21 protein-coding genes are annotated in these 21,934 nt (G+C 30.3%); 13 read left to right on the top strand and 8 right to left on the bottom strand.

Translation table 11 applies throughout. From position 1 onward, the window contains the following. The first annotated feature begins 47 nt into the window (after positions 1-47). Positions 48-2,243: a S9 family peptidase gene (locus tag ACE193_RS22075; RefSeq protein ID WP_375560360.1), complete on the top strand. Its 2,196-nt coding sequence runs from the start codon at positions 48-50 to the stop codon at positions 2,241-2,243. Between the two features lie 125 nt (positions 2,244-2,368). Here ACE193_RS22075 and ACE193_RS22070 read toward each other — a convergent pair whose 3' ends face one another. Further along, positions 2,369-3,175, bottom strand: coding sequence for a hypothetical protein (locus tag ACE193_RS22070; protein ID WP_375560359.1), 807 nt, complete (start codon positions 3,173-3,175; stop codon positions 2,369-2,371). 329 nt (positions 3,176-3,504) lie between these two features. Between ACE193_RS22070 and ACE193_RS22065 the strand changes: the two genes are divergently transcribed. The 3 genes from ACE193_RS22065 (at position 3,505) to ACE193_RS22055 (ending at position 5,582) form a co-directional block, all read left to right on the top strand. Beyond that, a complete protein-coding gene (locus tag ACE193_RS22065) occupies positions 3,505-3,768 on the top strand; it encodes a hypothetical protein (protein ID WP_375560358.1) in 264 nt (87 codons plus the stop codon). Between the two features lie 96 nt (positions 3,769-3,864). Next, on the top strand, positions 3,865-4,146 hold the full coding sequence (locus ACE193_RS22060) for a hypothetical protein (protein ID WP_375560357.1): 282 nt from the start codon (positions 3,865-3,867) through the stop codon (positions 4,144-4,146). Then, on the top strand, positions 4,146-5,582 hold the full coding sequence (locus tag ACE193_RS22055) for a pyridoxal phosphate-dependent decarboxylase family protein (RefSeq protein ID WP_375560356.1): 1,437 nt from the start codon (positions 4,146-4,148) through the stop codon (positions 5,580-5,582). The genes ACE193_RS22060 and ACE193_RS22055 overlap by 1 nt, the downstream gene beginning before the upstream one ends. A 209-nt stretch (positions 5,583-5,791) precedes the next feature. On the opposite strand, the gene gcvH is transcribed toward ACE193_RS22055, so the two are convergent. The 4 genes from gcvH to ACE193_RS22035 form a co-directional block, all read right to left on the bottom strand. Then, a complete protein-coding gene (gcvH, locus tag ACE193_RS22050; protein WP_375560355.1) occupies positions 5,792-6,172 on the bottom strand; it encodes a glycine cleavage system protein GcvH in 381 nt (126 codons plus the stop codon). Positions 6,173-6,321: 149 nt separating this feature from the next. Further along, the gene (locus tag ACE193_RS22045; protein ID WP_375560354.1) at positions 6,322-7,323 is read right to left on the bottom strand and encodes a hypothetical protein; all 1,002 of its coding nucleotides are present in this window, start codon (positions 7,321-7,323) and stop codon (positions 6,322-6,324) included. A 52-nt stretch (positions 7,324-7,375) separates the two neighbouring features. Beyond that, positions 7,376-8,110, bottom strand: a complete 735-nt coding sequence (locus ACE193_RS22040) for a DUF4184 family protein (RefSeq protein WP_375560353.1) — start codon at positions 8,108-8,110, stop codon at positions 7,376-7,378. Positions 8,111-8,153: 43 nt separating this feature from the next. Next, on the bottom strand, positions 8,154-8,558 hold the full coding sequence (locus tag ACE193_RS22035) for a hypothetical protein (RefSeq protein ID WP_375560352.1): 405 nt from the start codon (positions 8,556-8,558) through the stop codon (positions 8,154-8,156). Between the two features lie 552 nt (positions 8,559-9,110). Here ACE193_RS22035 and hemG point away from each other — a divergent pair. Together hemG and ACE193_RS22025 are read left to right on the top strand one after the other, a co-directional pair. Beyond that, on the top strand, positions 9,111-10,475 hold the full coding sequence (hemG, locus tag ACE193_RS22030; RefSeq protein ID WP_375560351.1) for a protoporphyrinogen oxidase: 1,365 nt from the start codon (positions 9,111-9,113) through the stop codon (positions 10,473-10,475). A 60-nt stretch (positions 10,476-10,535) separates the two neighbouring features. Next, complete coding sequence (locus ACE193_RS22025) at positions 10,536-11,429, top strand: OmpA family protein (protein WP_375560350.1); 894 nt, start codon at positions 10,536-10,538, stop codon at positions 11,427-11,429. An 89-nt stretch (positions 11,430-11,518) separates the two neighbouring features. Here ACE193_RS22025 and ACE193_RS22020 read toward each other — a convergent pair whose 3' ends face one another. Continuing rightward, positions 11,519-13,318, bottom strand: coding sequence for a M1 family metallopeptidase (locus ACE193_RS22020; RefSeq protein ID WP_375560349.1), 1,800 nt, complete (start codon positions 13,316-13,318; stop codon positions 11,519-11,521). 170 nt (positions 13,319-13,488) lie between these two features. Here ACE193_RS22020 and ACE193_RS22015 point away from each other — a divergent pair, with 170 nt between their 5' ends. Further along, entirely contained in the window at positions 13,489-14,223 is a 735-nt protein-coding gene (locus tag ACE193_RS22015; protein WP_375560348.1) for a 4'-phosphopantetheinyl transferase family protein, read from the top strand. Between the two features lie 60 nt (positions 14,224-14,283). Here the strand turns inward: ACE193_RS22015 and ACE193_RS22010 are convergent, their stop codons facing one another. Further along, entirely contained in the window at positions 14,284-14,871 is a 588-nt protein-coding gene (locus ACE193_RS22010; RefSeq protein WP_375560347.1) for a pseudouridine synthase, read from the bottom strand. Positions 14,872-15,098: 227 nt separating this feature from the next. Between ACE193_RS22010 and ACE193_RS22005 the strand changes: the two genes are divergently transcribed. From ACE193_RS22005 to ACE193_RS21980, 6 genes are all read left to right on the top strand, one after another. After that, complete coding sequence (locus tag ACE193_RS22005; protein ID WP_375560346.1) at positions 15,099-16,037, top strand: LytTR family transcriptional regulator DNA-binding domain-containing protein; 939 nt, start codon at positions 15,099-15,101, stop codon at positions 16,035-16,037. Between the two features lie 143 nt (positions 16,038-16,180). Further along, positions 16,181-16,813 (top strand): hypothetical protein, encoded by a 633-nt coding sequence (locus ACE193_RS22000; protein WP_375560345.1) that lies wholly within the window; start codon positions 16,181-16,183, stop codon positions 16,811-16,813. A gap of 49 nt (positions 16,814-16,862) precedes the next feature. Further along, positions 16,863-18,056 (top strand): serine hydrolase domain-containing protein, encoded by a 1,194-nt coding sequence (locus ACE193_RS21995; RefSeq protein ID WP_375560344.1) that lies wholly within the window; start codon positions 16,863-16,865, stop codon positions 18,054-18,056. Between the two features lie 312 nt (positions 18,057-18,368). Further along, positions 18,369-18,944, top strand: a complete 576-nt coding sequence (locus tag ACE193_RS21990; protein WP_375560343.1) for an RNA polymerase sigma factor — start codon at positions 18,369-18,371, stop codon at positions 18,942-18,944. Next, entirely contained in the window at positions 18,925-20,349 is a 1,425-nt protein-coding gene (locus ACE193_RS21985) for an outer membrane beta-barrel protein (RefSeq protein WP_375560342.1), read from the top strand. Before ACE193_RS21990 ends, ACE193_RS21985 begins: the two co-directional genes overlap by 20 nt. Positions 20,350-20,521: 172 nt before the next feature. Then, positions 20,522-21,244 (top strand): lysophospholipid acyltransferase family protein, encoded by a 723-nt coding sequence (locus ACE193_RS21980; protein WP_375560341.1) that lies wholly within the window; start codon positions 20,522-20,524, stop codon positions 21,242-21,244. A gap of 135 nt (positions 21,245-21,379) precedes the next feature. Here the strand turns inward: ACE193_RS21980 and ACE193_RS21975 are convergent, their stop codons facing one another. Beyond that, entirely contained in the window at positions 21,380-21,919 is a 540-nt protein-coding gene (locus ACE193_RS21975; protein ID WP_375560340.1) for an IS5 family transposase, read from the bottom strand. Positions 21,920-21,934: the final 15 nt, after the last annotated feature.

The raw sequence follows: 21,934 nt of genomic DNA, 5'->3' as shown, positions 1-21,934 counted from the left end.
ATTATAAAAACACAATTCGGCAGACTGGAAAGTCTGTTCTATCAAACATGCAAACAAATTTTTCAAAACTCTGCCTTATCAAACCTACTCTGATGGCAGTTATAGCTTCTTCACTTCTTTTTAGTTGTGGAGAAAATTCTAAAAAAGATAATTCAACTGAAACTATGACAATTACAGACACACTTACGCCTCCTATGGCTCAAAAAGTTCCTCAAAAACTAGAAGAACACGGACAAACACGCATCGATAATTATTATTGGCTTCGTGATGATAGCCGTACAAAACCTGAAATGCTGGCTTATCTGAATGCAGAAAATGACTATGTAACCAAATCATTAGCACACACAGACGAGCTACAAACAAAAATTTATAAAGAAATTAGAGGAAGAATCAAAGAAGATGATGCTTCTGTTCCTTATAAATATCAAAACTATTGGTATTACACTCGCTACGAAGAGGGAAAAGAATATCCAATTTATGCAAGAAAAAAAGAGACTTTAGAAGGCGAAGAAGAAATTTTATTGAACGGAAATGAGCGTACCGAAGGAAATGATTTTTATTCGGGTAAAATAAGTGTCAGTACAGGCGAAAATATGTTGGCTTTTGCAGAAGATACCACAGGAAGAAGACAATACACCGTTCGTTTCAAAAATCTAGCAACAGGAGAAATACTAGCAGAAACTCTGCGAAATGTAGAAGCTGCACTCGTTTGGGCAAATGATGATAAAACTCTTTTTTATGTAAAAAAAGACCCAGAAACTTTACGTTCTCATCAAGTTTGGAGTCATACATTGGGTACAAACCCCGAAACGGATAAGCTCATTTATGAAGAAAAAGACGAATCGTACTACACTTATATTGGAAAATCAAAATCCAAAAAATATGTAATGATTTATTTGAGTAGTACATTAAATACAGAAGTTCATTTGATTGATGCTGACAAACCAACCTCAAAACCAACAGTATTTTTGAAGCGAGAAGCAAAACATGAGTATAGCGTAGAGCATCAAGACGACCATTTTTACGTAGTTACGAACTGGGAAGCACAGAATTTTCGTTTGATGAAAGTAAAAGTTGGACAACAAAACGATAAATCTAAATGGGAGGAAGTAATTGCTCATCGTCAAGATGTCTTATTAGAAGATATCGAAGTTTTCAATGATTTTATGGTTTTGAGTGAGCGTAAGGAAGGACTTTTACAGCTTCGTGTCAGAAACCAGAAAGATAATTCTGAACACTATTCTGAACACTATATAGAGTTTGAAGATCCTGCATATATGGCTTATACAGCTCAAAACTTTGAGTTTGATACAAAAACGCTTCGTTTTGGTTATACTTCCATGACAACTCCAAATTCGGTCTATGATTATGATATGGAAACCAAAGAAAAAACACTCAAAAAACAACAAGAAGTAGTTGGAGGATATGAAACTTCTGATTTTGTTTCAGAACGTGTTTATGCAACTGCAAAAGATGGAACAAAAATTCCTATTTCATTAGTCTATAAAAAAGGAACTAAAAAAGATGGAAAAAATCCTCTAGTAGTTTATGGCTACGGTTCGTATGGTGCATCGATGGACGCATATTTTAGTGTTTCAAGATTAAGTCTTTTGGAGCGTGGTTTTGTTTATTCGATTGTTCATATTCGTGGTGGAGAGGAAATGGGAAGACAATGGTATGAAGATGGCAAACTATTGAAAAAGAAGAATACCTTTGAAGATTTTGTAGCTTGTACAGAGTTTTTACAAAGCGAAGGTTTTGGAAGTCCTGAAACTACATTTGCTGCTGGTGGAAGTGCAGGTGGTCTTTTGGTGGGTGCAGTTGCTAATATGCGACCAGATTTGTACAAAGGAGTTTTGGCAGCCGTTCCTTTTGTTGATGTTGTTACTACGATGTTGGATGAATCTATTCCACTCACTACAAACGAGTTTGACGAATGGGGAAATCCTAAAAACAAGGAATATTACGATTATATGATGACTTATTCGCCATATGATAATGTAGTTGCACAAGATTATCCGAATATGCTTGTTACAACAGGTTTGCACGATTCGCAAGTTCAGTACTGGGAACCTGCAAAATGGGTCGCAAAACTTCGTGAACTCAAAACAGATAAAAACAAACTCTATTTCAAAACTAATATGGATGCTGGACACGGTGGAGCATCTGGGCGTTTCGAAGCTCTCAAAGAAACAGCTTTAGAATATGCTTTTATGTTGGATTTGGTGGGTAAAGCAGAGTAAATAATTAAAATATTCAACTGTATAAAACAACCTCCTATTTTGCTTACTTGTAAGATAGGAGGTTGATTTTTTTCATCTAAAATATACTTCCTTGTGAGAATATAAGTCAACAAAATCTAACATTTCTACTTAGTTAAATTAGGAATTATAATTAAATCCTCTATGCCTTTAGTCATATTGAGATGTTTTTTTAGAGGCAATAAACTCTTCTTTTTAGTATATATGATTTTTTCATCTGTAGTGGGATGAATGTAACCATAAAGCTCCAAATCAAAATCGTTATGTTTGAATTTATCCTCCCACTTTTTTAATAATGAGTTATATTCGATAACATTTGTATATATTTCAACTGTACTCAAAGTGTAAAGATGTTCTCTTTTCCCAGACTTAGAAAAGTCCGATTTTATATAAAAAGAAATGGCTACACCTGCATAAGGTATATGATTATGAGTAATCAAATTATTACAAAGAGATAAAACTTGATGTTCATCTATAATTAAAGGGATTTTCATTTCCACTCCAATTTGTTGAGCTATCAATTTTTCATTCTCTTTAATTTCTTCATGAGATAATTTTAATTTTCCCCAAGCATTTCTATAATCTTCTTTTGTTGTTCTCTGTAATAAAGATATATCTTTAAAAGGTCTTATGAGACCAAGTCTAATCATAGTATCCATTTGTATAATAAGATGAGCTATATCATTCTTATCATCTTTAAGAAGATACAAAATATCAGTAACATGTTTTTTGGTAGAATCTAGAAGTATTGTACTATTAGGCGTAGAATACTTGATAGTATCATTTTTTTCTTGGTAGATAGTATTGGTAGTAGCCTCTGTAAAAGAAACTCCAGTCAACAAATATAAAGTCAATAATAAAAAGACAGTTTTTGTCTGATTATTTTTAATTCGGTGTTTATTTTTATGGTTCATCTAAATTAGTTTATGGTAAAAAGTATTATCATTTATTTGATGAATATAATCTTTAATTTAGATTGAAGTCACATTTTTATTATATTTTATCGTCTTTTAGTATAAATTTAGGCTGTTTTATAACTTGGACGTACTTATAGGCTTCATTAATAAGTAGTAATAACACTTTCTACAAGGCAGTTTTTTTCTGTTGAAAACAAGAGTCCATTTTTCTCGTTAAACAAAATATTTATCTTAAAATTTTTATAAATCATTGATAGAAGCAAACTTGATTTTGTTGTTTCTTTAATTTGTGAAAGTCTTATATCTATATTAAAACTCAAAAATACATGGAAGATATAGAAGAAATGTTCTCAGACGCTTTTGAAGTAATTTTTCAAATCCTTTTCAATGTTATTGGAGCGTCTGTTCGATGGTTGTTTTTTCTTGGTCAATACTCGTTTAGTAGCTTGAGAAATCAAAGACTCAAAAATATATTGGTTGCACTTTTAGTTTGGCTTATGTTACTAGGTGGTGGAGGTTTTTTGTTGTTTAATAAAATTTCTATAAATGAAAAACAAGAGCAGGAGATTAGTAATATTTCTATTTCCTAATTTTGCTAGGTTTTGTCTTTGTAAGTTTTCAATTCTCTCTGAATTCTAAAAAATAAGCACAATTGAAAAACATTTCCATTTCTAAATAACAAAAACATGGTAGGAGATATAATTGTAGGTTTGATAGAAGGTATATTTGAAATTCTAGTAGAATTAATTTTTAAAATTCTCTTCAATTCAATAGGAGCTGCCGTTCGTTGGTTATTTTTTTTAGGTAACTATTCATACAGTCATTTATTCGGACATTTCACAAGAAATATCATAGTTGCTATTTTGACTTGTATTATGATTGTTGTAGAAGGAATTTATCTAAATCAAAATTCTAAAAAAGAAATACAAGAACAGGAAAACAACATTAATTTATCAATCAAAAAATAATGAACAATATCTTACAATCAGATTCAGAAAACATTGAATCAATTCTACAAAAAGTAGCTTCTCAAGGAACAGATTATCTAAAAAATATCAATGACAGACCAACATCTAGTAAGTTTGACTCAAAAGAACAACTAAATCTTAATCAGCAAGGTTTGGGAACAATAAAAGCCTTAGAATTATTTAATCAACGATTTGAATCTACTATGGTAGCCTCTTCAGGTTCAAGATTTTGGGGGTATGTAACAGGAGGTTCTACACCTGCATCACTTGTAGGTGATTGGTTGGCAAGTATTTACGACCAAAATACACAAGCTACAAATGGAAATGGAGATATTTCTGCAAATATTGAATTAGAAACTATCAATTTATTATTGGATTTATTTAATCTCCCAAAAGATTTTTTAGGTGGTTTTGTAACAGGTGCAACAATGTCTAATTTTACCTGTTTGGCAGTAGCAAGACAATGGATTGGCAAAAACAACAAGGATAATCAAGGAAATAATGTTTCAAAAGATATAGCTAAAGAAGGAATTAGAGAAGAAATTGCAGTTTTATCAGCTACTCCACATTCATCTGCTATCAAAGCTATTTCTTTATTAGGAATGGGAAGTACAAAAATTATTTCTATCAAAACACTAGAGGGAAATAGAGAAGCTATTTCAATTCTAGATTTAGAAAAAGTTATTGAATCTCTACATGGAAAACCTTTTATTTTGCTTTCAAGTGGAGGAACAGTAAACACTGTAGATTTTGATGATTTTGAAGCAATATCAAAACTGAAAACTAAATATAATTTTTGGTGGCATATTGATGCTGCCTTTGGTGGTTTTGCAGCTTGTTCGGAGAAGACAAAACATTTGGTAAAAGGTTGGGATAATGCAGATAGTATTACTATAGACTGTCATAAATGGCTGAATGTTCCTTATGAGAGTGCGATTTTTTTAGTAAAAAAAGAATATAGCATTTTACAAACTGAAACATTCCAAAATTCGAATGCTCCTTATTTAGGCAATCCATTTGAGAATTTTAGTTATCTCAATGTATTACCTGAAAATTCAAGACGTTTGAAAGCTCTTCCTGCTTGGTTTACACTTATGGCGTATGGAAAAGAGGGTTACAAAGATATTGTAGAGAATTGTATTGATTTGGCAAACTATTTTGGTCAGAAAATTACTGAAAGCAATGATTTTGAATTATTAGCACCAATTCATTTGAATAATATTTGTTTTTCATTGAAGCAAAATAATAATGAAGATAATCAAGAAGAAGTTACACTTTTTTTAAAAAAGCTAAATGATACAGGAAAAGTATTTATGACTCCAACTTTTTATGAAGGTAGAAAAGGAATTAGAACTTCTTTTGTAAATTGGAGGACAAAAAAAGAGGATATAGATTTAGTTGTTGAACAAATGAATCAGACTATTTCATTATTTTAAATTTTAGTGTTTTCTTCAATTCAATAAGGTACATAACACATTGTTTCTTATACTGTTCTTGACATACTTTACATCTATTACTTAGGTTTAAAACTATTAAATCAAGAACGTTTGAGTAGGTAAGACAAATTTAATTTTAATTTTAATTTTATTTATAGGGAAAAGCTATGTCTTTTCCCTATAAATAAAAATTCATTGCGATGGAGTAATTACGACTTAACTAAAGCTGTATAATCAGCAGCAGACATAAGCTCGGCTACATCATCTACATTATTAACTTGAATTTTTATCATCCAACCACCTGTATAAGGGTCAGAATTTACTATTTCAGGAGAATCTTCTAGTTCAGGATTTACTTCTGTTACTGTTCCTGTAATTGGCATATACAAATCAGAAACTGTCTTCACAGCTTCCACAGAGCCGAAAACTTCGCCTGCTTCCACTTCATCACCTTCTGTTGTGATGTCGACATAAACGATGTCACCAAGCTCCGATTGAGCAAACTCTGTAATTCCAACAGTTGCGATATCGCCTTCTAAACGAATCCATTCGTGTTCTTTGGTGTATTTTAATTCTTCTGGAAAAGTCATAACTACTAATTTATGTTGTTGGTAAGGACACACAACAACGGCAAAAAAAATATAAAAATAAGTTACAATCCATTACTAAAATCTAGTTAGATTGTTTATAAGTCAAATATACAAAAATAGAATAGGCAAAAATAAATTTGTGTAAATATTTATCTTTCTTGAACATCATTATTTTTATCCTTTTTACTACTTTTCATTCCATATTTCTCAAATAGCTCTTCAAAATCTTTTACTAAATATACATTCCAAAGGTGATCGTAGTTTCCACAATCTAAAAGTGGTCTTATAACCGTAACAGATTCCTCATTTTCTAAAATATAATCTAATCGCTCTTTGATTTCTGAGTTTAGTAGTATTCCTTCATTTTTTTGTAAGTATAAAAGCGCACCTGCTGCTAATAGTTTTCCTCGTGGATTCACTGTATAAAGAATATTTTCTAACTCTATTACTTTATTATTTTCTATTAAAAATGAAATATACTTAAATGCAGTTGCAAATTCACAACTACTAAAATTATAATTATTAAAAATAAAGTATATTGATTCTGTATTCATTAAAAAATCCACTGCTCTGTCTGTTCTGTTAGCTACTTTTTTTGGTTGGTGGTCAATAATTACTTTTGGATTAACCTTTCTGTATTCTTCTATATTCTCTATAAATGCTTTATGGTAAGAAACCGATTTAGTCTGTTCATTTAATTTCAAAATTCCATTATCTAAATGTACTTTGAAAAACTGATTTAAGCATCTTAGTTGTCGTTCTTCCATAAAAGAACTATCTCTACGAATAGGATTAATGAGAGGAGCTGGCAAGAATAGACAATCAAAAACAAGAACCTTATTGTTGTAATTTATAAATTGAAAAGAATATTCTATTTGGTCAGTAAAAAAATTCAAGTTTATGAGATACAAATCTTTGTCTAATTGATTTGTGTCTGACCAAAAAATTGATATTGCTTGCATAAATTGCATAAGTTCAGTATCAATTTTATCAAAATTTGGTTCTTTTTCAAGTTCATTTCTGATATTATCAAATAGATAAAGCATTGATTTATTTGTAATATCTAAAGAATCATCTGATTCATCTTGTGCAAAAAGGGAACTTACAAAAGTAAAATTCAAAAGAAGAATAAGGAATAGTAATTTTTTCATGATAGTTAAGTTTTGATTTTTTTAATGGAGTTATTTTTAGAAAACGCTAGATTTAATTTTTAGTATAAAATTTCTCAAAAACTCCTACCAAAACCAAAGAAAGCAGCATCAGAGAAATTCCACTTACAATTATATTTCCTATATGAAAACTCTCTTGAAAATAATAAATCATAAAAAGACGAACAGAAAAAAAAAACACAAAACAACCAAAAACAGAAAGCCAATAGTTGAAAGAAATAGGATAAATAGTTTTAGAATTTTGAGGTAATTTATAAATCCAAAAGGCGATACAAAATCCACCTATAAGCGTACTAAAGTGTTGTAAAATCTTGAAAACAGGAATAGAATAGAAAGCAGTTTTGGTTTGTAAAACAGAAAAAAGTTCTACAAAAAATCCGTCGTGATGTGTGAACCCATCCCAAAAAAGATGAGAAAAAACTCCCAAAAGCAAAGAGAAAATTACAATCAGAAAACGCTTTTTGAAATAATCTACAAAATCAAAATCTAAGAAATCATTGAAACAAGTCTGCAAAAAGGTAGGTAGGTTTTTAAAAAGAGATTTCTTGATAAGCAAATGAAATACAAAACAGAGAATAATTCCTAAAGGCAAATCAAACCAAAAAACACCCAAAAGAGTATGTGAGAAATCACTACGCACCTTCAAACGCAAAAAATATTCAAAATCTGGTGTCATACTTCCAACAATAAGAGCTGTCAGAGAAAAATAACGTTGCCATAAAATCCCAAGAGGTAAAACGATTGCAGGATGAGAAAAGGTAAAAGGCATTTTAGGAGCTATTTTTTTGTATTTATTTTTGATACAATCTACTTTATTTTTTGCTCAATATCCAGTTTATAGCTTTTTCTATGTCAGAAAAATAAGATAATTGATAGGGATAATTCATTTTATCTGTTGCTTTAATAGCCATCTCAACCCCCATTCTATGTATTGCATTTGGAGGTGGAATCATAGCTATGATTAATTCTTGATTGAACTCTCTAAAACATTTCGGTAAAAAAACAGAAACTTGCCAAGTTCTGGCTTTTAAGGAATCATATTCAAACTCTGATAAATCATAAATCCAATACCTACAATTATATTCTTTTGCTTCTTTCAAAATAGCAAAAAAATAATTTTTATACTCTTCCAAATTCATATTCCCTTTCATTTTAAAAATAAAAAACTCATCTTTTTCATTGTAATTAATAGTGCTTAAATTTGAATTAGGAAACATACTCATGACTTGTCTTATTCTTTTAGATAGGTTTATTTAAAGGGATTATAGTACAAATTTAGGTGCATTTTGATAGAGTAAAATCCGTTTATTTATTTTATTGAACAGCTTTGCTCAAAATAAATCATTTTATAAACAAAAACACCAAATACACTATCAAATACTTCACTCTATTGCATAAGTAAGTCAGAATACAAGATTAATAATAGTTTGATTAATTCAAAAAAAACCAAATAAACTTCTGACTTACTTGTTAATATTAGTTTTACATGTGTCTCAGTAATCCTAGACATTATCTAAATACATTTTTTACTTACAAGCGATGTGTTTAAGTTCATTTTAACAGTTTATATTTTGTTAAGCCTTCTGATTTTCAATTATTTAAACAAGTAATTTATCATCTACATAGATTTAATAACCGTTATACTTCTTTCACTTTTTTACTTTAAAATTTTAATATTTTGTTTCTTATCAAGAAACTCTTTATTTTCGTAAGTTGGTTTTTACTCTTCTATCCATAAATTATTTTTAATTTTTTTCCACTCTAACAAAATGATAGCAATCGTTGGCGCAGGTATTTCAGGGCTTTCTCTAGCTTGGCATTTACATCAAAAAAATATTCCTTATCAAATTTTCGAATCTAGTAGTGAAGTAGGAGGATATTTGAAGACTGTACAAATGGGAAAAAACAAAGCCTATTTACTTGAAAGAGGAGCAAATTCTCTGCTTATGGACGATGAAATTTTTGATTTTATCAAAGATGCTGGTTTTGCAAACGAACTTGTTTATGCAAATAAAGTAAGCAAAAGTCGTTTTATTGTTCGTAATGGAAAACCTAAAAAATTACCTACTTCTCCACAAGGATTATTATTTGGTTCTTTCTTCTCTACCAAAACAAAAGCTAAGATTTTTAAAGAATTATACCATAAAAAAGAAGAATTAGACCCAAAAATAACCGTAGGCGATTTTTTAGAAGAGCATTTTGGAAAAGAAGTTGTGGATTATGCAGTCAGTCCTTTTGTTACAGGCATTTATGCAGCAGATGCGTATCAACTTTTATTAAAATACACATTTCCTATACTGACAGAATATGCTCTAGAACATGGTTCAATAGTAAAAGGATTTATCAAAAATAAGTCTGGAAATAGAAAGCAGTCTGTTTCGTTCAAAAATGGAATGCAGTCTTTAGCCAAACATTTATCCAAAAACTTGAATGTCCAATTTAATCATACTGTTATTTCACTCAAAAATAGTGATTTTATAGAACGTAAAAACAGGCGTTGGGTATTAGAAATTGAAAGTGATAAACGTGGAGAGAAAAAAATAGAAACCCTAGAATTTGATAAAGTTTTTCTAACTACTCCTCCTTCTGTGTCTGCTGATTTGTTAGAGCCTCATTTTGAGAAATTAGCGCATACGATTAGAGATATTCATTATCCAATGATGTGTTTGATTCATAGCATTTTCAAGAAAGAAGATGTAGATTTTGATTTGAATGGTTTTGGAGCATTACACCCAAAAGTAGAAGACCTTTTTTCGGCAGGAACAATTTGGAGTAGTAGTGTTTTTGAAGGACGTGCGCCAAAAGATGAAGTTTTATTTACTGGTTTTGTAGGTGGAAGACAATGGCAAGCAAACGCAGAATTACCAAAACAGGAAATTTTGAAACGCCATACAGACGAACTAAAACAGATTTATGGAATAAAAAATGACCCTATTATTCAACAATTTACACGTTGGGATAAATCTGTTCCACAATATGACGAACAAATGTTGAAAGTAGAACGACAACTAAAACGACTCAAAAAGTCAGATATTTATATTTGTGCAAACTGGTTTGGTGGCGTTTCGGTAAGTGATTGCATCAAAAAAGGACGAGATTTGGCGTTGCAGTTTATTGCTGATTCTAATCTTTAAATTATAAAATGCAACCAATAGGTTAGACAAATACAGACTAAATTTTAAATTAATAAAAAAGTGAACCTACAAATACAGTCTATAAAAAAAATAGTTCTACCTATTCTCCTATTCTTTCTTTTGAGTGTAGTAGTTTTCTCGTGCGTAAGCCCCAATAAATACAAAGCAAAAGTAGCCGAAGTAGAAAAAAAAGACCAAGAAAATGAACGCATCAAAAGGCAGTTTTATGAAGCTCAAAAACTCTTACTTCAAAGTTCGGATTCTCTTAGAGAAATTATTATTTCATTACAAACCAAAGATTATCAATTAGATAGTCTTCAAAAAATTGCAAAAAAAACAGTAGAGGAAAATACTATTCTGAATAAAGAATTACAGGAAAAAGAAATAGAATTAACAAAAAAAGAAAGCGAAATTTCGAACAAAGAAAAAAATATTTCTACTCTAAAAAACAAACAATACCAACGCCAAAGACAATCAAATGAATTGCAAAAGTCTATCAAAACAGCTTTTAGTTCATTGAATAAAGAATCTTTTTCAGTAAAAGAAAAATCTGGGCGTTTGTATATTTCACTTTCTAACAAACTTCTTTTCGAAACGGCAAGTATTGATATTAATTCGGAAGGAAGAAAAGCACTTCAAAAATTAGCAGCCTTGCTCAAAAATAATGCTTCTGAACTTGATATTTGGGTAGAAGGACACACCGATAATATGCCTGTAACAGGTGCAGAATTGCCTTTCAAAGATAACTGGCAACTTAGTGCATTGCGTGCGTCTGTTGTTACCAAAATTTTGGTAGAAAATGGAGTTTCTCCTCAAAGTATCGTTGCAGCAGGACATGGAGAACATTTGCCTATTTCAAGCAATGCCACACCAGAAGGAAAAAGCAAAAATAGAAGAATAGAAATTGTTCTTTTACCAAAATTAGACGAGATTTTTGAGTTGATTGAAAAGTAGCCAATATATGAAAGAGATGAAAATTAGCTACTCTCATTTTTAGATGTTTAGTTCTTGAAGTTTTTCTCAAAAAGCGAACTATTTCCCCCTTACTTTTTTACAGAGTTGGCTAAATATTTTCTTCCGTTTATTATCAATTCTATTTCCTCCATTTTCTTTTTTTCTTTTTTACTGATTTTATCTGAAATCTCTATTTTTTGAACTTCTGTTGTAGCATTGAGCATAAAAGATTCTTTTTCAGTTTTATCTTTTCGGCTTAGAAAAACTTCCACTGGCATATTAAAATCTTTATTTTTCTCTTCATTTACCTTCCAATAATAAGACAAAAATAGCTTATCATCTTCTTCCACAATTTCATATTTCAAAACAGGAATTTCTTTATTAGTTAGATAAAAATTAAAAATTGGTGTTAAGTTTCTACCTGTTTTTTTATTAAAAAAATCAATGACTTGTTGTGTGTTTATGTGCGAATATTTATAAGTCTGATAAAAATCTTTAACCGTCGAAATCCAAAGCTCATCATTATCAACTACCGAACGCAAAGAATGTAACATCCAACTTCCTTTGTAATACATGTCTGCACCAAGCCAATTATTATAATTTACATCAAGAGGAGCAAGAATTACATCTTGACTGATGATTTTTAGTTTTTGTGTCAATAAATAATCAATCGATTTTTCTTTTCCTTGAAAATATTCCACAAAAAGAGCTTCTGAATACGTCGTAAAAGATTCATGAATCCAAAGTTCGGCATTATCATTTGCACTAACACTATTTCCAAAAAACTCATGTCCCGATTCGTGAATAATAATAAAATCAAAACCAAAAGAATTGAGTTTGTAATTATTTCCATACGCCACACAAGATTGGTGTTCCATTCCCCAATAAGGCGTTTCTACAAGTGCATAGCCATCTTTTTTGAATGGATATTCTCCAAAATAATATTCAAAAGCCTCTAACATTGGTTTTACTTGACTTTCAAAAAATGGTTTTGCCTTCGTTTCATTTCCTTTAATTACATAATAATCTAGTTTTATAGAATTTAAAGAACCTTTCTTATTTGTAGGATTTGTTAAATTTATTTTAGAGATATATTTATCTTCAAAATGAACATAATCACCAATATTCAATGTCATATTATAGGAAGCAATCGGATAAGATGTTTTCCATTCATAGCCTACAAAACTTTTATCTTTTGTTTCTTTATTAATAGAAATCAAATCACCATTCGAAACACAAAACAAGTCTTTCGGAACTTCAAAATACATTCGAACACTGTCAGGTTCATCGCTCAAATGATCTTTCAAAGGAAACCAACTGCTTGCCCCCAAACCTTGACAACTAACTGTTACCCAAGGCTTTTCATTTGCTTTTTTATTCCATGTAAAACCACCATCCCAAGGAGGATTTACAGCATTTTGAGTTTTTCCATGATAGAAAACACTTATCATTTCATTGGTTTTGTTTTCTTTAGAAACATTTAAGCTATTTCTAATTTCAGTCGGAAGCTCTACCCAAATTACCTTTCCCTCTCTTCGATTTCGAAGCGTTTTGGTCGGATTTATCAATCTTTGTGTTGTATATTGATTATGATAAACGATAGAATCAATTTCAAAATTTTCAAATAAATCTAACTGCAAAACTGAATCTAAATCTGTATTTTGAAAAGTTATTTTATTAAATCCTGAAATAAATTGATTGTCAATATCAATCTTTAAGTTCAAATCATAGTGTTTTACATTGTATGCTCTCTCTTTTCGCAATGCTCCACGCAAAGAATCTTGACGAGAAAATTGCATCTTTGCATGTTGAGCAAAAACAGCATTACTTTGAAAAACAAATACTATTGCAAAAAACAACATTGATAATGAGTAAACTATTTTTTTCATGTTTTTATGATTAATTTATTGTTAGTGGAAAACTAAGCAATGGCGAGTCAGATTTATAAAATCAAAGGTAATTGAAAAATTGCATTTGTATTTTCTCTTGTTTTCCTCTTCATTTTCTGTGGTTAAAATGTATTTGCAGGTCACTTCTAACATTCTAAATTTATTTCAAAATGCCTTTACAAATTTTACATACTTCTGAAAACCGTTTGGTTGCTCTTTGGCAAATTAGTGAAACTATTTCTTTTTTTGAAACGCAATTACCAAAAGAAGATTTAGCTTATATCGATAGCAAATATTCAGATAAAAGTTCGAATGCAAAATTACAGGCAAAACAAGAAGAAAAAAAACTAGAACGTTTAGCAGTTCGTCTTTTGGTTAAAACTTTGGTCGAACAAATAGGTTTTGATTATACTTTTTTAGCAAAAACCCAAACAGGAAAACCATTTTTGAAAGAATCAAACAATAATAAAAATACGAATTTAAAACTTTCCATTTCTCATGATTTTCCTTTTTGCGCTGCAATTATTGATACAACCAATGAAGTAGGAATTGATATTCAATCACTTACACCAAAAATCGGCCGAGTTTTTCATCGTGTAATGAGTCAAAAAGAACAGAAAAAAGCACAAACACTCAAACAACAAACTTTTTTTTGGTCTTCAAAAGAAGCACTCTACAAATATGCAGATATTGAAGGTCTTTTTTTTAAAGAAGATTTGAATGTAAAAATACAGAGCAATTACGGATTACGGATTACGACCTGCCAAAGCAGTGAAGCTAATTACGACAAAGACATTCAGCTTTTTGGAAGAATAAAAAATAATTTAATTTCTAATGAATGGCTGGTTTTATTTCATAATTATTTTACAAATCAAGAAAAAGAATTTGTAGTTGTTTGGTTATAAAATAATTTATTTTCATTACTCATTTAATTGGTTGGACGACTTTAACAGGTCGTAATTTCATTACACTTTCATTCCTAGTTTTGTATAAAGTTCTGTTCCAGAAAGTTCCAAAATATCTCCAGATTGCATGTCTTCCAGTTCTATATTTTCAATGGCATAACGAACAAGTCTCAAAGTTGGAAATTTTACGGCTGCTGTCATGTGCCTTACTTGTCTATTTTTTCCCTCTGTCAAAGTAAGTGAAATCCAAGAAGTGGGAATACTTGCCCGATAACGAACTGGAGGATTACGTGGTGGAAGTTCGGGTTCATCAATACTTTTAGCTTTTGCAGGACTTGTAAAATAATCTTTTTTCTTGATTCGAATAGTAACCCCTTCCTCTAATTGTTTTAAGGCTTCTTTATGAATTTGTCCATCTACCTGTACATAATAAGTACGCTGATGTGCAAAATCAGGGTTTAAAAGTTTATGATTGAGTTTTTTATCATTGGTCAGAATTAATAATCCTTCGCTGTCAGTGTCTAGTCTGCCAAGTGGATAAACATCTTTCGGAAAATCAAAAGCTAAATCGGCTAAAGTAGCTTTGTCGCCTTCTTTTGAAAACTGACAAATCATTCCGTAAGGTTTGTAGATAATAAAATAACGCATTTTTTATACTAGGTTTATTTTTTTGAATAAATTTAATAAACGAAGTTACAATAATAGTAATCCAAAATAGGTTTTCCTTTCCAGATTCTAAAAATAAAACTTTATGTATCTTTAGTTTTATTATAAAATAACCAACATCTAATCAGTGTTATTTTGTGTGAAGAAGTACAAAAATTTATTATTTTTAAGCAAAAAATAAAACTTCTAATCTTGTTAGTACCTAAGTTATGCCTCAAAAAGTCATTTCTACCTATTGGTTTTTTATTTATTATACTATTTCAGCACTAGCTGTGGTGCATATTGGTAATGATAATACTTTTTCAGAATTATTAGATAACCCTAGTTATTATACAGATCTTATTTTTGCACTAGTATTAAGTTATCTGTGTGGTTTGTATTTGTATTTATTTTATAAAAAACTGAATACAACTCACTTTCATAGACAAGAGCTTTCTCATAGAATAAAAAAGCAATTTTTGATGGGAGTAACTTTTCCTTTAGTAGTAATTATCAGTACAGAAATTTTGTATTTGATTTATTTATTAGATATTCCACTTCATAAAAGTTCTATATTTTATCTAGAATTACCTTTGGTTTTTATATTTCTGTTTTTAGCAAATGCAGCTTATTTTATCAATTTTGAATTAAAGAATAGAAATGAATTTTTGACTGATAATTTAGAGAAAAAGCTAGAACAAGAATTAGAGAATAATCTAAAAATCAAAGTAAAACAAGAAACTAAAAAAATTACAGAAGAATTGATTTATAAAATAGAAACAGATTTAAAAGCAAAATTAGAACAAGAGTTAGAAGAAAAAAAAAATCAAATTCCCTCTTACTTTGTAGTCAATCGTGGTCATGATTTTATAAAAATTCCTGTTGAAGAAATTGCTTTTTTTGAACTTTCTGAAAAAATAATTTATCTCACTACTTTTGAAGGCAATCGTTTTTATCAAAAAGAAAAATTACAACATTTTTTCTCCCTTCTTTCTCCTCAAAACTTCTATCAACTCAATCGTCAAATTATTGCCCACCGAAAAAGCATCATCGGCTACGAAGCTACAACTACTCGCAAAATCAAAATCCATTTTTCGCCAAAAAGTTTGGAGGAACAGTTTGTAGCCAAAGCAAATGTTTCTAAATTTTTGGAATGGTATCAAGTTTAAAATAATGTCTCTGTCCGTTTCAGTTTCAAAAATGCCCTTTTGAGTAATTTTAAAGGATTAAAAGATGTTTTTTATCCTTTTCTTCATTTAGTTTTGCTTCATAGTTTTTTAGTAACCTAATTTTTAAGCAATTCTATCATTTTATGAAACTCAATACATTTGGCTCTTTTCAGTTTTTAATTTTATGTAGTTGTCTTTTTTATTTCAGTACCACCCCTACAAAGGCACAAAAAATCCCTGTTCAGATTTCGGTGTTTAATCAATCTACGGCTATTCCTTTTACTCGTTTTTTTACTATGCCTGTTCATTTGGGTTTGCAAGTCGGAACAGAGTTTAATTACTCAAAAGACTATTATTCTACCTTTCCTCAAAAATCACATCGTTGGTTTCAAACAGCTAATCTTTCCTATTTTTATCATAATCATTTGGCACAAGGAATAGCATTTTTTAGTGAAGTAGGTTATGAAAAACGCTTCAAATTTGGTCTAGCTCTTCAATCTTTATTAGGAATTGGCTACTTACATACCTTTGCAACACAAGATGAGTTTGCACTTGTAGATGGAGTTTATAAAAAGAAAAAAGACAAAGGAAATGGACGTTTGTATCCTACTTTTTCGCTTGGTGTAGGGTATTATCTCAAACCGTTAGAAAAATATAGTCCTAAATTATTTGTTCGATATCAATCTTGGGCAGAATATCCCTATTCGCCAGATTTTATTCCAGTCATGACTCATATCAATTTTCATGTAGGCTATAAATTTTTTATTTCTAAATAACTTACCCCTTTTATGACAGACTTCCTAGTCTGTCCAAAAATTAACTTATATGTTCAATCAAAAAATCAATTTCGTTGTTTCTACTCTCTTCTTTATTCTTATTTTTTCTTCTTGTGAAAAAAGCGAAGAATTGAGTGCAAATTTTTATAACTGTTTACCTATTTTAAACGATAGCAGTCAGCAAAACAAAAATCATCAAAAATATGAGGAATTTATGCAGCAATTAACAGCTAAAGGAATTCCTAGTATTTCGATGACAATTTATAAACAAACAGACGGACTTTGGAGTGGTGCAAATGGAAAAGCAGATATTTTCAACGACATCAATTTGCAATCTTGTCATCAAACTAGAGTAGGTTCGACAGTCAAAATGTTTACTGCCGTAACTGTTTTGAAACTTGTAGAAGAAGGAAAACTCAGCTTAAATGACAAAATTGCTGATTATGTTTCAAAAAGTATTGTCAATAAACTAGAAAATGCTGATAAGGCTACAATTAGACAGCTTTTGAATCATTCAAGTGGAATTTATAATTACATTCAAAGTCTAAAATTTCAGACTGCTTCGCTGAATGATTTTGAAAAAACGTGGCAACCTGAAGAATTATTAGATTATGCGTATGGACAAAGTGCCTATTTTGAAGTAGGAGAAGATGTTCGATATTCGAATACAAATTATGTTTTGCTAGGAATGTTGATTACAGAAATTGAAAATAAGCCATTTTATGAAGTTTTTGAAGAAAAAATTTTTATTCCTTTAAACTTAAAATACACACAATTTGCTGCCAAAAACCCTATTCCTAATGGACTTGTGAGAGGTTATATTGATATGTATTCAAATTTTAATCTGACAGAAAGCACATATAAAAGTGGTTGGGATTATTATACTGCTGATGGTGGTCTTTTGTCTAATTCTCATGATTTAGCTATTTTTTTTAAGGCATTGATGAATGACGAAATTATTACTCAAAATAGCCTATCTGAAATGCTAACTGTGCGTGAACCTAAAGAAAAAGATTCCAATTTTTTCCCTATTTATTACGGTTTAGGAATTTTCAAGATGGAAACACACAAAGGAACAGCTTATTTTCATAGTGGAGATGCCGTCGGATATTACGCCAATATGATTTATTTTCCAGAGGACAAAACCATTATTTCTTACGCTGTCAATGGAAATTATGGAAGTTTAGACCAATATACTTCCACAAAAGAAGCAATGACTAATTTTATTGATTTGGTAAAATAGAGTTTTATCAAAAAATTGATACTTTTCGAGGTCTTAATTTAAATATACACCTTGAAGGGTATTTTCTTTTTTAACAAGTTATTATTTTTGTATAAAGATATTAAGTTTTTTGTTGAGAATAAATTACGAGTTCTAAAAATCCCCCTACACCCATTTTACGCACGTTTTAAAGAAGATTAATAAAATATTTCAAAAAAAAATAAAAACTTTTGATTTTTTTGCGACACCTTTGCAGCACTTCCAATCTTCTTTGCGTAAGGACTTTGAAAGCAACTTAAATATTACCCTAAGAACATTAATTACTAATTGTTGGTGAAAGCCATAGAGCTAACAGATATTGAACTTCGCCTAATAGAAGGCTGCCGAAAAAAACACGCAAAAAGTCAAGAAATGTTATATAAGCATTTTTATGGGTATGCGATGTCGGTATCGCTACGTTATTGCAAAAGCAAAGATGAAGCGAGTGAGGTGTTGAATGATAGTTTTATGAAAGTATTCACAAAAGTATGTCAATACGACACCAAAAAATCTTTTAGAGGTTGGCTTCGCAGGATAATTATTAATACAGCGATTGATTTTTATCGCAAAAATGAAAAACACACCAATCATTTGGATGTAGAATATGCCGATAGAGAAGAAGATTCGACAGGCGATGTAATAGACCAAATGAGTGCAGATGAAATTTATGCACTTGTTCAATCTTTACCAGACGTTTACAGGATTACATTTAACCTCTATGAAATTGAAGGCTATTCACACGAAGAAATTGGAGAACAAATGGGGATTCCAGCAGGAACTTCTCGTTCGAACTTATCAAGAGCAAAACAAAAATTACGCTTACTAATAAAAGAGCATTTCGGAAAAAAGTATGAAGCATATATACGATAACCAAAACGGGAATCACAAATCATCAGAAGAGCGTTTTACAGAACGGTTTAAAGAAGTAGTACAAAATTATGAACCTACTTTCGAACCTGCTGATTGGTCTGCTATGCAATCAAAACTGGCTGCTCATAATGAAAAAGACCGTAAAACAGTCGTATTTAGACGTTTGGCAGTTTTTGCAACAATGGGAGCAGCAGCAGTAATTTTATTATTTGGAGGATATCAATTTTTAGATAACTCGGCAGATAAAATTTCAAATCAAAATATAGCTTTTCAAGAAAATTCTATACAGGAATCAAATTTAACTAATTCAAATTCTATTGATGATAAAATAATTACACAAAACAATTTAAAAGACAACTTAGAATCTAATAATAAAAGCAATACTGATAATTATTTAGATAATAATTCAGAAAAAAACACTAAAAATTTCACTAAAACAGAATCATATTCTAATTCAGAAACTCAACTAGAAAAAAACACTAAAAATAATCAAACGGCTTTCAATTCATCTTACTCTACTGATAATTCTGAAGAGAAAGTAAATACAACAAATAGTTTGTTGGCTAATAATGATGCTATTCAAAAAGTAGAATCTAATAAAATGCTTAGTGCATTAAATATAAAAGAAACTAATTTTGATTTGTTTGTTGATGTCAAACCAGAAGAAATGACATTGCCTGAATTAAAAATTGATGACACATTTCTTGTCTCTGCTAATCAAAATGAAGAGTTGATTAGAAAAAATCCAGTAGTGAATGCTGTCGGAAAATGGAGGTTTGGAGCTGCTCTTATGGCAATGACAAATATTTATAAGAGTAATGACAAACAACGCATGAATTATACAAATGGATATGGTATAATGGCTGATTATCAAATTGCAAAACGTTTTAATATCTCAACAGGAGCAGTTTATACACAAAAACAGATTGATGTAGAAGAACCTTTATCTATACCAACTATTGCAAATAACTTTGCTCCACCTACAAGTGAAGATGCTTGGGTAAAGAAAAATAAAACTCAAATAAATTGGCAGTTACTAGATTTACCTATACATTTGCGATACAATGCAATTCAAACAGACCGAAATAAATGGTTTGTATCAGCAGGTACTTCAAATTATTTCTTTTTAAAAGAAAATTATGAATCTGATTATACAGTTTCATATCAAGATATTTATGACCCACGTCTTACTCGTACACAAGAAGTAGTAAAACAAAGGGAAACACAATCAGCTTTACAGCTTTTTGCAACCATTAATGTTTCTGCAGGACTTGAAACCTCCTTAGGAAAACATTTAACGCTACAAGTTGAACCGTATTGGAGATTTCCAGTACGCTCACTTGGTTCGGAAGGGGTATTTGTTCAGACAGGTGGATTACTTACACGCATTAACTTTGCACTGTAACAATCAACGTTACTGAATAAATATTATCATAAATTGACAATCTTCTTTGAGGGTTGTCAATTTTTTTTTGCGTTAATTTGTAATTGCTTTAAAAAAGCATTTTAGATTTTACTAATTACAGTACTCATTACTATTCACTGGTAACTGATAACTGGTAACTGATAACTAAAAAATGAATTTATATACTATGTGGTGTGCATTTTGGTTTATGCTCATCTTTTTGCTTTTATATCCTTTTTTGTGGCTTGCTACTCAGCGCAAAGAATGGCATTATTGGAACGGATTTTTATATAGAATTTGGGCAAAAATTTTATACTTTGGAATGGGCATAAAAGTAAAAACAGAATGGGAATTCGAACCCAATCCAAACCAAAACTATATTTATGCTTCTAATCACACTTCCTATTTAGACATTGCTGCTATGGTAATGACTGTTCCTAAATTTAGTGTTTTTATGGGAAAGGCATCTTTGAGTAAAGTTCCTTTATTTGGTTATATTTTTAAAAAAATTCATATTCCTGTTAGCCGTGGAAGAGGAACAAGTCGTTTTGAGGCATTCGAAAAAGTAAAAGAAGCCTTAGCAGAAGGTAAAAATGTTTTGATTTATCCAGAAGGAGGAATTATTGGTACTAATCAACCCGAATTGAATCCTTTTAAAGATGGTGCTTTTCGTGCAGCTATTCAAACACAAACATCTTTAGTGCCTGTAACTATTCTTTATAATTGGATTATTTTTCCTGATAGACAGCCTTTTAAATTTACTCGTCATCATTGTAAAATGATTTATCATAAACCAATAGAAACTACAAATTTAGAGGAAAAAGATGTGGAAAATTTAAAAAACACAACCTTTCAACTTATTGATTCGACAATCAAAAAATATCCCCTAGAGTAGAAATTAATTAAAGCACTATTTTCAAAAATATGAATATTTAATTTTCAACAGATGGAAGCCGTAATTTTTAATTCGTAATTGATTAATGGACATTATCTCAGCTCAAACTTTTTTTGTAAGAGCCTGTTCGAGTTTTTATTTTTTATTTCTTTTAGCTCCTTTGTTTATGAGATTCAAAATCATAGCTAAATACACAAATGCCTTTGCAGATTTTCTTGTTTTTTCATAATCTACTTTTAGTCTTCGGTTCTGATTGAGCCACGCAAATGTTCTTTCTACAACCCATCTTTTGGGTTGTGGAACAAATGCTTTATCATCTTTTTTTTCTCTTCTTGGACTATTGACAATTTCCACTTGCACTCCTGTTTGACTAAATATTTCAGTAGCCAAAGCCCCACTTCTATACCCTGCATCAGCAAGAATTTTGAAAAATGGTCTGCCTCTAAACTGAGCTAAATACGACAAATAAGCAAGTTGATTTACATCGGCTTGATTGGCTGGACTAATCTCTAATTCTAGTAAATTTCCTTGCGTATCTACTAAAATATGCCGTTTCCGTCCTTTTTTGAGCTTATAGCCGTCCACTCCTATCGCCTCTCCTCCATAAACACTCTGAACACTTTGAGAGTCTATACAACCCAAAGAAGGTCTTGGATTTCTTATAGTACTGGACATGAGTTAAATTTTTGA

Origin of the sequence: Bernardetia aquimarina (assembly GCF_042180575.1) — a bacterium.
Taxonomy (GTDB): domain Bacteria; phylum Bacteroidota; class Bacteroidia; order Cytophagales; family Bernardetiaceae; genus Bernardetia.
This window is presented reverse-complemented; position numbering and strand designations above follow the sequence as displayed.